This is a genomic window from Pseudonocardia charpentierae, assembly GCF_031845345.1.
Taxonomy (GTDB): domain Bacteria; phylum Actinomycetota; class Actinomycetes; order Mycobacteriales; family Pseudonocardiaceae; genus Pseudonocardia; species Pseudonocardia charpentierae.
In genome coordinates this window covers 111822-124451 of sequence record NZ_JAVREJ010000001.1, presented here as the reverse complement: position 1 = coordinate 124451, position 12630 = coordinate 111822, and the positions used below count along the sequence as shown (strand labels likewise).

Sequence of the window (12630 nt, the reverse complement as noted above, 5' to 3'; positions counted from 1 at the left end):
CCGGTTCACAGGACACGCGTAGCCTCCCGACCGTGTCTCCCCTTCCTCTCACCGGCGAGCAGTTCGACATCACCGCGGGCGAGGTCCACGCGGTCGTGACCGAGGTCGGTGCCGGCCTCCGCACGTTCACCGCGAACGGACTGCCCTACGTCGAGCCCTTCCCGCTCGACAGCCGCCCGCCGCGCGGCGCGGGGACCGTCCTCGTGCCCTGGCCGAACCGGACCTCAGGCGGCCGCTGGACGTGGGAGGGCACACCCCAGCAGTTGGCACTCAACGAGCCCGTCCCCGGCAATGCCATCCACGGCCTGCTCCGCTACACCTTCTACGAGGTCGTCGAGCGTGCGACGGACACGATCACCCTGGCGGCCCGGGTCGCGCCGCAGCCCGGCTGGCCGGTACCGCTGGCCACGCAGGTCCGCTACGCCGTGAGTGCCGACGGACTGACCGTCACCCACACGGTGAGCAACGTCGGCGCCGCTGCCGTCCCGTTCGGCGTCGGGGCCCACCCCTACATCCGCGCGGGCGACACCGCGACCGACGACTGCACGCTGCAGCTCGCGGCCACCACGTCCCTTCCGCTGCAGGGCGGCCTGCCCTCGGGCCCGGCCCGGCCCGCGGAGGGCGACACAGACTTCCGCGACGGCCGCCCGCTCAAGGGGGTGACGTTGGACGACGCGTTCGGCGGCTGCGTCCCTGCTGCGGGCGACGAGCTCGTGCGCCACCGGCTGCTCGGGCCGGACGGCGGCGTCGAGGTGTGGGCGGAGCCCGCCTTCGGGTGGGTGCAGGTCTTCACGCCGAGCGACCACCCCGGCCGCGGGCGGGCGGTGGCCGTCGAGCCGATGACCTGCCCGCCGGACGCGCTGAACTCCGGCACCGGCTTGATCACGCTGGAGCCCGGCGAGACCTGGCAGGGCAGCTGGGGGCTCCGCCCGATCTGAGGCCCGATCTGAGGCCCGATGTGAAGCCCGGCTACGAGGCCTCGTGGTCCATCCGCAACCGGACCACGGTGCCCTCGCCGTCGCTCCACACCTGCATGACGTCGCACAGCTCGGAGGCGAGCCACAGCCCGCGCCCGCGGATCCCGGCCGCGGCCGGTGCCACCATGCCGGGGAACGGCAGGTCCGCCCGACCCCGGTCGGCGACCTCGGCGACGACGGCCTCGTCGGTCACCCAGAGCCGCAGGCGCCCCTGTCCGGGGCCGTGCTCGATGCTGTTCGACCCGATCTCGTTCACGGCCAGCACGAGGTCCGCGATCCGCTCGGGAGCCGTGGCGCCCCGGGCGGCGACCTCGGCGACGAGGTGGCGCAGGTCGCCGAGGTCGTCGGCGGTGAAGGTCAGTTCTGCGGTGCAGGGCCCGAGCTCGGGCGGTGGCGGCGGCGGGTACTCGACGAGTGCGTCGGTGGGCGGACGGTAGGTGCCGCTCGACACCATCCCGGTCGCGGTCACCAACCGGGGGTGCGTCGCCTCCACCCGCGCCAGTTCCGGGTCGTCGGTCCGGTACGGGCAGAGCACGGTGATCGGCAGTCCGACGACGGCGACGTTGAGCGCGAGGTCCAACCGGGCCCAGTGGTTCCCGTCGCAGCCGGGCAGGCCCTCGACGTGCTGGCCGACGACGGTCGCGCGGCCCGTCGAGGTGCGGACCCTGCGGCTCAGCCGCGCCCACCGGGACGCGACGGTGAACGGCGGGACGCGGTGCACCACGGCGGGATCGGGGAACTCGACGCGCTCGGCCGCGTCGCCCAGCGCCCGGCGGACCTCCGCACGCGTGGTCTCGTCGAGCACGGCGACGACGGGGGCGCCTTCGTCGAGCGATGGCAGCAGGCGCGGCACGAGCCGCTCCGCCAGCTCGTCGGGCGCCGAGTACAGGACGGCCTCGTGCAGCGCACCCGCCAGATCGATGGCTGTGCTCACGTCATCCCGCCACTCATGTCACCCGGGCGGCCTCCCGCCGAGATCGCCATCTGCTCCGCCCATTTCCGGTACGGCAGCGCGCGCCGCACGATAGTGCCCGCCGGAACGGACGCCACGGGTGGAGCACGGTTAGCCCGTTCGTCGGCACGTCCGAAAGGTGAATGCCCGCTGAGCGGCCGGTGAACCGCAGCCGGAGCGGGTATGTCGGTTCCGCATGTGGATCACGGCACGTTTTCGTTCCAGCTGTCGTTCCCGCCGTCGGTCCACAGGGCACGCATGAGGGAGGCGTGATGTCGGAAGAAGAACCGTTGCAGATCTGCGGTCGCGACCGGGCGGTGCTGCGGGCCGTCGCGGCAGGCCGGTGCGAGCTGTCGCCGGGCTGCGAGCCCGTGCTGATCGTCGACGGCGTGCGGTGCGCCGACTCGGGGGTCGCGAAGCGCCTGATCGCGGCCGGGCTGGTGGTGAAGCCGGTCAACAGTGCGGTCGCACAACTGACGCCGGCCGGGCGGGCGGCCACGGGATTCGTCTCCGCCTGACCCGCACCCCACAGGTCTGTCCACTTCGGGCATACTTGTGACGAGCATGTTCTTGCGTGCGTCACGCAAGCAGGGTCCTCGGAGGAGACGTGTCCACGACCGACGAGCTGCAGACCGCCGACGAGATCGGCAGCCAGCTCGTCCGACTCGTGCGCCTTCTCGAGCGCGTCCAGGCCCAGTACCAGGCCGAGCATCCCGACGCCGTCGACCGCGCAACCTATCTGCTGCTGGTGCACCTGGCCAAGGACGGGGCCCGCCGCGCAGGCGCCCTCGCCGAGGCCGTGCACTCCGACCCGTCGACGGTGAGCAGGCAGGTGGCCCATCTCGTGCAGCTCGGGCTCGTCGAGCGGGTCGCCGACCCCGCCGACGGGCGGGCGACCCTGCTCGTCGCCACCGACGAGGGCCGCCGGGTGTTCGACGAGAACCGGCAGCTGCGCAACCGCGGGATCGCCTCGCTGATGAGCGAGTGGCCGGACGACGACCGGCGCACCTTCGCGCGGTTGCTCACCCGCTTCACCGACAGCTTCGAGTCGCACAAGGCCCGCACGGCCCTCCCGAAGTCCTGAAGAGCCGAAGTCCTGAGACGGGAGCGGCTCCACGCGCGCCACTCCCGCCCGAGGGTGGGAAGCGTCAGAGCGCGGGGCCCTGCCCGCCCTTCTCCTCCGCCTCTGCGACGGCTTCCTCGTCCCGCGCGCGCTGGTACGAGTTCTTGATCTCCCGCTCGGCCTCCGCCCGGCCGACCCACGTCGCACCCTCGACGCTCTTGCCCGGCTCGAGCGCCTTGTAGATCTCGAAGAAGTGCTGGATCTCCATCCGGTCGAACTCGGGGAGGTGGTGGATGTCACGCAGGTGTTCCTGGCGCGGGTCGTCGCTGGGCACGCAGAGGACCTTGTCGTCGCCGCCCTTCTCGTCCTTCATCCGGAACATCCCGATCGCGCGGGACCGGATCAGGCAGCCCGGAAACGTCGGTTCCTGGACGAGGACGAGCGCGTCCAACGGGTCGCCGTCCTCACCGAGGGTCTCCTCGATGAAGCCGTAGTCCGCGGGGTACTGCGTCGCCGTGAACAGCGTCCGGTCCAGCCGGATCCGGCCGCTGTGGTGGTCCACCTCGTACTTGTTGCGGCCGCCCTTGGGGATCTCGATGAGAACGTCGAAGTCCACGGTTCGTTTCTCCTGGTGTCGGTGCGCGGGTGGGTCGAGTCACGACCGGTCGGCCGACCGGCGCGGTGCCTGGCTCTAGTGTGGGGGACCGCGTCCAGTTCGAGGAGACCGGTCGACGCCGTCGGGGCGATCGACGCACGCAGGAGGGGGTGCGGCCGTGGGCGCCAGATCACGTGAGAGCGGGGCGGCTGCCCCGCCGCGGCCCCGGCTGCGCAGGACCGCGGCCGTCCTCGTCGCCCTGGCCATCGTCGGCTCCAGCGGCACAGCGACGGGCCTCACCGTCCGCACGCTCACCGGCCGCGACATCCCGGCCCCAGCTCCCGTCGCGATCATCGCCCCGGTGCCCGCACTCGGCCCGCTGGCCGCGGCGGCGCCCACCGCCACCGCCACCGGTGTCGGCGGGGTGCTCGGCCCGCTGGCCGCGGCGCGCGGGCTCGGAGATTTCACCGGATCGGTGACCGACCCGGCCACCGGCGCCGTCCTGTGGAGCCAGGACGCCGGCACGCCGCTCGTGCCGGGCAGCACGGCGAAGCTGCTCACCACGTCGGCCGCACTGCTGACGCTCGACCCGACGGACCGGCTCGCCACACGGGTCGTCTCGGGGCCGGACCCCGGCACGGTGATCCTCGTCGGCGGAGGCGACCCCACCCTCACGGCGCTGCCCACCGACAAGACGGGCGTCTACCCGGACCCGGCCCGGCTGACCGCGCTCGCGGACGCCGTGCGCAAGGCCACGACCACGCCCGTGCGGCGGGTGCTGGTCGACACCAGCCGCTACACCGGCCCCACGCTGCAGCCCACCTGGGACCCCGCGGACGTCGCCGGCGGTTTCGTCACCCCGATCGAGCCGCTGATGCTCGACGGCGGCCGGAAGGACCCCACCCAGGAAGACGGCGCGCGCGTCGACGATCCGGCCCTGACGGCCGGGCGGGCGCTGGCGGGGATGCTGGGTGCGGACGCCGGCAGCGTCGCGGAGGCGACCGCCGCGCCGGGCGCCTCGGTGCTCGGCATGGTCACCTCGGCGCCGATCTCGGACCTCGTCGAGCACGCGATCCGCGCGTCGGACAACGTGCTCGCGGAGGTGCTGGCTCGCGAGGTCGCGATCGAGCGTAACGCCGACCCGTCGTTCGAGGGGGCGTCCGCGCAGACGTTGCTGGCGCTGTCCCAGGCTGGCTTCGACACGACGGGGGCGCAGCTGGTCGACGGCAGCGGCCTCTCGTTCGACGACAAGGTGCCCGCGCAGCTGCTCGGCGCGGTGCTCGCCCAGGCGGCGGCGCCGGCCCAGGGAGCGCGCGACACCCAGTTCCTCCGGCCGATCCTCACCGGCCTCCCGGTCGCGGGTGGCGACGGCACCCTGGTCGACCGGTTCGCGTCCGGCTCGCCCTCGGCCCCGGGCCGCGGTGTGGTGCGGGCGAAGACCGGCACGTTGACGGGGGTGAGCAGCCTCGCGGGCATCGTGACCGACGCCGACGGCCGGTTGCTGGTGTTCGCCCTGATGAGCAACGGCGTGAACCCGGGGCTCGTGCGCCCGAGGTTGGACGCGTTCGCCGCCCAGCTGAGCCGCTGCGGCTGCCGCTGACCGCGAGTTGCGCGTCCGCGCCCGGCGAGTTGCGCGGTTCTGCCCGGCGAGTCTTGCGTTCGTGCTCGGCGAGTCTTGCGTCTGTGCACACGAGTCTTGCGTTCGTGTGCGCGAACCCCACCCGGTCGGGTGCGCAGGCCGTGCCGGCTCCTGCCGTCTGCACGTAGCGTGGGGCAGGTGCGCCTAGCCTCCGATCCCTCCCCGGCGCCGGCATCCGGGCTCGAGCTCGACGCCGGCCTGCCCGTCGACTGGGCCCTCGCCCGGCGCACCGCGGCACGCCTCGTCCCCGCGGGCCCGACCGTGAGCCGGGACGTCGCCGTCGAGCTCGTCCGCAGGTTGCGGTCGGACGCCGCCGTCGCCGAGGGGCACGTCCGCGCCGTCACGAACATGGGCGAAGGGCTGCCGCTGCTGCCCGCCGACGTCGTCGACCGGCCCGCCTGGGCCGCCGCGGCGATCGACGGAATGGCCGCGCTCACCGCGGGGGCGCGTCTGCCGCACACCCCGAAGGTCGCCCGCGCCGTCACCGCCACAACGGCCGGCCTGCAGGTCGGCGGCGTACTCGCCTACCTCGGCGGCCGGGTCCTCGGCCAGTACGACCCCTTCGGCGGTGCCGACAGCCAGGGCCGGCTCCTGCTCGTCGCCCCGAACGTCTACGCCGCCCAGCAGGCTCTCGACGTCCCGAGTGCCGACTTCGGCATGTGGGTGTGCCTGCACGAGGCCACCCACCGGCTCCAGTTCACCGCGGTGCCGTGGCTGCGCGACCACTTCGCGCACGAGGTCGGGCAGTTCCTGTCGATGGCCGACGGCACGCGCGGCGGGATCCTCGAGCGTCTGCCCGAGGCGATCTCGGCGATCCGCGGCTCGGGCGGCGACTCGCTGGTGCTCGTCGAGCTCCTGCAGGGGCCTGAGCAGCGCGCGGTGCTGGATCGGCTGCTCGCGCTCACGACCCTGCTGGAGGGGCACGCGGACCACGTCATGGACGCCGCCGGCCCGGACGTGGTGCCGAGCGTCGAGACGATCCGCGCCCGGTTCACCCTCCGTCGTCGCGGCGGGGGGCTCGTGGACCGGCTGCTGCGGGCGCTGCTGGGCGTCGAGGCGAAGGTCAAGCAGTACGCGGTGGGCTCGGCGTTCACCAAGTACGTCGTCCTCGCGGCGGGCATGGACGGCTTCAACCGGGTGTGGGAGTCGCCGGAGACGCTGCCGACGCGCGCCGAGCTGGCCGACCCCGCGTCGTGGGTGCGCCGGCTCCGCCTGGACTGAGAGCACAAGATCGGGGACCTGACGTAGCGTCGGGCCGTGACCACTGCCGACAAGGCCGCCGACCTGCTTCGGCTGCACACCGACCCCGAGCTCCTCGTCGTCGTCAACGTCTGGGACGTCGTCAGCGCCACGGTCGTCGCGGACGTCCCGGGAACGAAGGCGCTCGCCACGGCGAGCCACTCGATCGCCGCGACTCTCGGCTACCCGGACGGCGAGCAGATCCCGCGTGACCTGATGATCGACATGGTCGGCCGGATCGCCGCTGCGGTCGACCTGCCCGTGACCGCCGACCTGGAGGCCGGGTACGGCGACGCGGGGGAGACCGCCCGCCGCGCGATCGGCGTCGGGATCGTCGGGGCGAACCTCGAAGACCAGATGAAGCCGCTGCCCCAGGCCGTGGCGGCGGTCGAGGCCGTCGTGAAGGCCGGTGAGGCCGAGGGCGTGCCGTTCGTCCTCAACGCCCGCACGGACGCCTTCCTGAAGGCCGCCGACCGCGACCGGAAGGACGTGATCGCCGACGCGGTCGAGCGCGGCCGCGCGTTCCTGGACGCGGGCGCGACCTGCGTGTTCGTCCCGGGCCTGCTCGACGAGCCGACGGTGACGGCGCTGGTCGACGGCATCGGCGAGCGGAAGGTCAGCGTGATCAACGTACCGGGGTTGCTGCCGCAGGCGCGGCTGGCGGAGCTGGGAGTGGCGCGGGTGTCGTTCGGGCCGTGGACGCAGCGCTCGACGTTGACCTACCTCGCCGACCTGGCGAAGGACCTCTACGCCGGTGGTGCGCTCCCCGAAGGCGTGCGCCCCTTGAACTGACCTCGCAGACTCCGCGCCCTCCTCGCAGGGGCGATCGCCTCTGCGAGGAGGCGGGTGGTTCTGCGAGGAGGCGGCCGGGTCTGCGACCGTGAGCCCGTGAGCGCCGCCGATCCCGCCGTCGCCGCCGTGCGCCGGGCGGTGCGGTCCGCGCTCGACGGGCTACCCGCGACGGTGCCCGTGCTCGTCGCCTACTCCGGTGGTGCCGACTCGACGGCGCTGCTCGCCGCCGCCCGGGCCGTCGCACCGGATCGCGTGCACGTGGCGGTGGTCGACCACGGGCTGCAGGACGGATCCGCCGAACGCAGCGCCGCACTGGTGGCCGAGCTCACCGACCAGGGCGTTCCGGCGGCCGTGCACACGGTGGACGTCAACGGCGGCGGCGGGCTGGAGGCGGCGGCCCGCCGGGCCCGCTACACCGCGCTGCGTGCCGCCCGCCCGCATCCCGACTCGCCCGTCCTGCTCGGTCACACCCTCGACGACCAGGCCGAGACCGTGCTGCTGGGCCTGGGCCGCGGCTCGGGTGCCCGATCACTCGCCGGGATGACGACCTGGGACCCGCCCTGGCTGCGGCCGCTGCTCGGGCTGCGCCGCACCGACACCGCGGCCGCCTGCCGGGCGCAGGGCCTGGAATTCTGGGACGACCCGCACAACGTCGATCCCCGCTTCACCCGTGTCCGCCTCCGCCGCGAGGTGCTGCCGCTCCTGGAGGACGTCCTCGGCGGCGGGGTGGCCGAGGCGCTCGCGCGCACGGCGGCGCAGCTGCGCGACGACGGCGAGGCGCTCGACGCCGTCGCACGCGACCTGCTCGCTCGGGCTTCGGCGGACCGAGACGCGCAAGACGGCATACCCGGACGCGCAACCCGCGGTGAGGAGAGGCTCGACGCCGACGTGCTCGCCGACGCCCCCGCTGCGGTCCGGAGACGGGCCTTGCGTGCCTGGCTGGGCGCCCGCGGCGTCACCGGGCTCACCGACCTCCACCTGCGCGCCGCCGACGACCTCGTCGGCCGCTGGCGCGGACAGGGCGCGGTCATGCTGCCGCAGCGGTTGGAGCTGGTTCGTGAGCATGGGAAGCTCCGGGTGCGCACGGCGGCGTGGCCGGGCGCTCGATGAGATCCGGCCCGGCGTCCGGGGGACCGTCGACGCCGCCGCCCCGAACCCCCAGGAGGACCGTCCGTGTACGACGGGGACATCGCGTCAGTACTGATCACCGAAGACGCGATCCGCGACAAGACCGCCGAGCTCGCCGCGGCGATCGGCAAGGACTACGCGGACCGCTGTTCCGGCACGAACGACCTGCTGCTCGTCGGGGTCCTCAAGGGCGCGGTGATGTTCATGACCGACATCGCCCGCGCACTGCCCCTGCCGGTGCAGCTGGAATTCATGGCGGTGAGCTCCTACGGCTCGTCGACGTCGTCGTCGGGCGTCGTGCGGATCCTCAAGGACCTCGACCGCGACATCGCCGGCCGGCATGTCTTGATCATCGAAGACATCATCGACTCGGGCCTGACGCTGTCGTGGCTGCTCAAGAACCTCGAGTCGCGGCAGCCGGCGTCGATGGAGGTCTGCACGCTGCTGCGCAAGCCCGACGCGATCACCGTCGACGTGCCGGTCACCTACGTCGGCTTCGACATCCCGAACGAGTTCGTCGTCGGCTACGGGCTCGACTACGCCGAGCGCTACCGCGACCTGCCCTTCATCGGCACGCTCGAGCCCGCGGTCTACTCCTGACCTATCCCCGGTCCGCGAGCGACCGGGGCAGCAGCGCCGCCGGCTTCGGGGTGAACGGCTCCGTGCCCGGCTCGAGCTCCACGTCGGCGAACCCGTGGTCCGCCGCATAGCGCAGGGCCTCGGCCAGGTTCGTCATGCCGTTGCTGACCGGCAGCGGTGCGAGGTTGAGCGTCGAGAGCACCCCGACCGCTTCGCCGTTGCGGGTCAGGAATCCGCCGCCGGAGTCGCCGGGGATGCCGGGGCTCGCCATGTACACCTCCTGGCCGAAGCCGCCGGAGGTGGTCGACACGATCGAGCCCGCCTTCGGGCTCAGTGCCGCGACGCCGGCCCGCGTCGTCGAGTTGCCGTACCCGAGCACCGGTGCGCCGACGCGGAGGGTCCCCTCACGCAGGCTCTTCGGACCGCCGAAGAACGGCATGCTCGGGTTGACGTCGGTCGCGTCGTCCGGGCTCAGCTCGACCAGGGCGAAGTCGTTGTTGGCGCACGCGTCGCGGTCGGTCTCGTGGTCGGCCTGCATCGTCACCCAGGAGCTGTAGGCCACCGTGCCGGTCCGGTCGCGACCGTCGGATCCGTGGATGGTCACCTCGGTGCCCACCGGGCCGGTGGAGGAGCTGCAGCCGTCGGTCTCGGTGACGTCGCCCGTGCCGGCGCAGTGTGCGGCCTGTCCCAGGAACACCCGCTCGCCCGCGGTGAACACGAAGTTGGCGGTGCAGCTGCCGCCACCCGCGGTCTCGGTGACCACGCCGGGGTGCAGCCCGGCCCGGCCGGCAGGGGCCCATCCGGTGACGACGGGGGACCCGGCCACCGCCGGTACGGCCGGGGGCGCGGCCAGGGCGGCCGGCGCCGCGAGTGCCCCGAGCCCCACCACGACGGCGATGGCGGCCGACGCGACCGTGCCGCGGGCACCGATGACCATGTACTTGCTCCTCCCGCAACGCCCCAACCGTTCCGGTCAACGACGCCGGTGCGGGCTCGATACGCTCGCCCGGCGCGCCGGGAACCGGCGGCGGGCACCGGGCGTTGACCGATCGGACGCTCCGAGAGTCCGGGCCGCGCCGCTGTGCCCCCGCGTTCTGCACAGCGGCGGCGCAACCGGGCGTCGCGACCGCTACCCTGGTGGGATCGGGGCAGTTCGCCGTACTCCGGTGGGACACCCCCGGAGGATCTCGTCAGGGAGGTAGGCCGACCGAGGCCGAAGCTGCATGGACCGCAAGCGCCTGCTCCGCAACCCACTGATCTGGATCCTCGCCGCGATCCTGGTCTACTTCACGTTCAGCGTGCTGTTCGACGACACGCGCGGCTTCAAGCAGGAGCCCACCTCGGTCGCGCTCACGCAGATCGAGAGTGGGAACGTCCGCGAGGCGCTGATCGAAGACAAGGAACAGCGCCTCCGGCTGACATTGAACCAGCCTGTCGACGGCAGCACGCAGATCATCACGCAGTACCCCCTCGACTCCAGCTCGCAGATCCTCACGGCGCTGCAGCAGGCTCAGAACAAGCCCGAGTTCAACACCACCGTGCGCCAGGAGTCGTTCCTGGTCACGATGCTGATCTACCTCATCCCGCTCGGCCTGGTGCTGCTCATCCTGTTCTGGATGATGAACAACGCCCAGGGTGGCGGGAACCGCGTGATGAGCTTCGGCAAGTCGCGCGCGAAGCAGCTCAACAAGGACATGCCGAAGACGACGTTCGCCGACGTGGCGGGCGCGGACGAGGCGGTCGAAGAGCTGTACGAGATCAAGGACTTCCTGCAGAACCCGGGCCGCTACCAGGCCCTGGGCGCGAAGATCCCGAAGGGCGTGCTGCTCTACGGCCCGCCCGGCACCGGCAAGACGCTGCTGGCCCGTGCCGTGGCCGGCGAGGCGGGCGTGCCGTTCTACACGATCTCGGGTTCCGACTTCGTCGAGATGTTCGTCGGCGTCGGCGCCTCGCGCGTGCGCGACCTGTTCGAGCAGGCCAAGCAGAACTCTCCCTGCATCATCTTCGTCGACGAGATCGACGCGGTCGGCCGCCAGCGCGGCGCCGGTCTGGGCGGCGGGCACGACGAGCGCGAGCAGACGCTGAACCAGTTGCTCGTCGAGATGGACGGGTTCGACGCCCGCACCAACGTCATCCTCATCGCCGCCACGAACCGGCCCGACATCCTGGACCCGGCTCTGCTGCGTCCGGGACGCTTCGACCGGCAGATCCCGGTCGGCGCGCCGGACCTCGCCGGTCGCCGCGCAATTCTCAAGGTGCACTCCAAGGGCAAGCCGTTCGCGCCGGACGTCGACTTCGAGCAGATGGCGAAGCGGACGGTCGGCATGTCCGGTGCGGACCTCGCCAACGTCATCAACGAGGCGGCGCTGCTCACCGCCCGCGAGAACGGCACGCTGATCACCGGTGTCGCGCTCGAGGAGTCGGTGGACCGCGTGGTCGGCGGGCCGCGGCGGAAGTCGAAGATCATCTCCGAGCAGGAGAAGAAGATCACCGCCTACCACGAGGGCGGGCACGCGCTGGCCGCGTGGGCGATGCCGGACCTCGAGCCGGTCTACAAGCTCACGATCCTGCCGCGGGGCCGCACCGGTGGGCACGCGCTCGTCGTCCCCGAAGACGACAAGGGTCTGATGACCCGCTCGGAGATGATCGCGCGCCTGGTGTTCGCGATGGGCGGGCGCAGCGCGGAGGAGCTGGTCTTCCACGAGCCGACCACCGGCGCGTCCAGCGATATCGACCAGGCCACGAAGATCGCTCGGGCCATGGTCACGGAGTACGGCATGAGCGCGCGGCTCGGCGCCGTCCGCTACGGCCGCGAGCAGGGCGACCCGTTCCTCGGGCGGTCGATGGGCAACCAGCCCGACTACTCCCTCGAGGTCGCGCACGAGATCGACGAGGAGGTGCGCGCGCTCATCGAGGCCGCGCACACCGAGGCCTGGGAGATCCTCAACACCTACCGCGACGTCCTGGACGACCTGGTCTTCGAGCTCCTGCAGAAGGAGACGCTGACCCGGATCGACCTGGAGCGGATCTTCGACCGGGTGGAGAAGCGCCCGAGGATCACCGCGTTCAACGACTTCGGTCAGCGGACGCCCTCTGACAAGCCGCCGATCAAGACCCCCGCCGAGCGTGCCCGCGAGCGCGGCGAGCCCTGGCCGCCGCACACCGAGCCCGCCCGCGAGCCCACGCCTGTCGGCTCGTACCCGGGTGGGGGCAACGGCGTCACCCCGCCGGGGCCGAACGGCGGACCGCAGCCCGTCCCGCCCGGTGGCTACCCGGGCAGCCCCGGCTTCCCGGCCGGACCGGGCGGTTACGCGGGCGCACACCGTGCGGACCAGCCGCGTTCCGCGCAGCCCAATGGCCTGCCCAACAGCGGGCCGGGTCCGCAACCGCCCAACTCCGTGCTGCCGAACTACGGTGCACCGCCGGACTGGCGGCCCGCGACCACGCCGTCGGGCCAGTCGTGGCCGCCCCCCGGTTGGGCGCCGCCGGCCTCCCCTGCGCCACAGCAGTGGCCGGGGAACGGCCGCACGCCGGACGCCGAGGGCACGGACACTCCGCCGTCCGGGACTCCTCGTCCGCCGGCGGACGACGGGGGCCGGAGCTGAGTACGCCGGACCTGGGCACGCCGGACCAGAGCACGTCGGACGGCGACGGACGGGCGCTCCG

General features: G+C 73.0%; 12 protein-coding genes. 9 read left to right on the top strand and 3 right to left on the bottom strand.

Annotated elements, in window-relative coordinates:
* The first annotated feature begins 32 nt into the window (after nucleotides 1–32).
* Nucleotides 33–938 (top strand): aldose 1-epimerase family protein, encoded by a 906-nt coding sequence (locus RM445_RS00630; protein WP_311553926.1) that lies wholly within the window; start codon nucleotides 33–35, stop codon nucleotides 936–938.
* Between the two features lie 31 nt (nucleotides 939–969).
* Here RM445_RS00630 and RM445_RS00625 read toward each other — a convergent pair whose 3' ends face one another.
* Nucleotides 970–1911, bottom strand: coding sequence for an anti-sigma factor RsbA family regulatory protein (locus RM445_RS00625; RefSeq protein WP_311553925.1), 942 nt, complete (start codon nucleotides 1909–1911; stop codon nucleotides 970–972).
* A 290-nt stretch (nucleotides 1912–2201) separates the two neighbouring features.
* On the opposite strand from RM445_RS00625, the gene RM445_RS00620 reads away from it, so the two are divergent.
* Together RM445_RS00620 and RM445_RS00615 are read left to right on the top strand one after the other, a co-directional pair.
* Nucleotides 2202–2447 carry a hypothetical protein gene (locus tag RM445_RS00620; protein WP_311553924.1) on the top strand — a complete coding sequence of 82 codons (246 nt, stop codon included), beginning with the start codon at nucleotides 2202–2204 and terminating at the stop codon, nucleotides 2445–2447.
* 89 nt (nucleotides 2448–2536) lie between these two features.
* Nucleotides 2537–3013 (top strand): MarR family winged helix-turn-helix transcriptional regulator, encoded by a 477-nt coding sequence (locus RM445_RS00615; protein ID WP_311553923.1) that lies wholly within the window; start codon nucleotides 2537–2539, stop codon nucleotides 3011–3013.
* 64 nt (nucleotides 3014–3077) lie between these two features.
* Here the strand turns inward: RM445_RS00615 and RM445_RS00610 are convergent, their stop codons facing one another.
* Nucleotides 3078–3608, bottom strand: a complete 531-nt coding sequence (locus tag RM445_RS00610) for an inorganic diphosphatase (protein WP_311553921.1) — start codon at nucleotides 3606–3608, stop codon at nucleotides 3078–3080.
* 157 nt (nucleotides 3609–3765) lie between these two features.
* Here RM445_RS00610 and dacB point away from each other — a divergent pair, with 157 nt between their 5' ends.
* From dacB to hpt, 5 genes are all read left to right on the top strand, one after another.
* Nucleotides 3766–5187 (top strand): D-alanyl-D-alanine carboxypeptidase/D-alanyl-D-alanine endopeptidase, encoded by a 1422-nt coding sequence (gene dacB, locus RM445_RS00605; protein ID WP_311553920.1) that lies wholly within the window; start codon nucleotides 3766–3768, stop codon nucleotides 5185–5187.
* A 237-nt stretch (nucleotides 5188–5424) separates the two neighbouring features.
* A complete protein-coding gene (locus RM445_RS00600) occupies nucleotides 5425–6447 on the top strand; it encodes a zinc-dependent metalloprotease (protein WP_311554376.1) in 1023 nt (340 codons plus the stop codon).
* A 36-nt stretch (nucleotides 6448–6483) separates the two neighbouring features.
* Nucleotides 6484–7257 carry an isocitrate lyase/PEP mutase family protein gene (locus RM445_RS00595; protein WP_311553919.1) on the top strand — a complete coding sequence of 258 codons (774 nt, stop codon included), beginning with the start codon at nucleotides 6484–6486 and terminating at the stop codon, nucleotides 7255–7257.
* A gap of 96 nt (nucleotides 7258–7353) precedes the next feature.
* Nucleotides 7354–8367, top strand: a complete 1014-nt coding sequence (gene tilS, locus RM445_RS00590) for a tRNA lysidine(34) synthetase TilS (protein ID WP_311553918.1) — start codon at nucleotides 7354–7356, stop codon at nucleotides 8365–8367.
* Between the two features lie 63 nt (nucleotides 8368–8430).
* The gene (gene hpt / locus RM445_RS00585) at nucleotides 8431–8985 is read left to right on the top strand and encodes a hypoxanthine phosphoribosyltransferase (protein ID WP_311553917.1); all 555 of its coding nucleotides are present in this window, start codon (nucleotides 8431–8433) and stop codon (nucleotides 8983–8985) included.
* Nucleotide 8986: 1 nt separating this feature from the next.
* Here hpt and RM445_RS00580 read toward each other — a convergent pair whose 3' ends face one another.
* Nucleotides 8987–9901 carry a trypsin-like peptidase domain-containing protein gene (locus tag RM445_RS00580; protein ID WP_311553916.1) on the bottom strand — a complete coding sequence of 305 codons (915 nt, stop codon included), beginning with the start codon at nucleotides 9899–9901 and terminating at the stop codon, nucleotides 8987–8989.
* A gap of 286 nt (nucleotides 9902–10187) precedes the next feature.
* Between RM445_RS00580 and ftsH the strand changes: the two genes are divergently transcribed.
* The gene (ftsH, locus tag RM445_RS00575; RefSeq protein ID WP_311553915.1) at nucleotides 10188–12569 is read left to right on the top strand and encodes an ATP-dependent zinc metalloprotease FtsH; all 2382 of its coding nucleotides are present in this window, start codon (nucleotides 10188–10190) and stop codon (nucleotides 12567–12569) included.
* The last annotated feature ends 61 nt before the right edge of the window (nucleotides 12570–12630 follow it).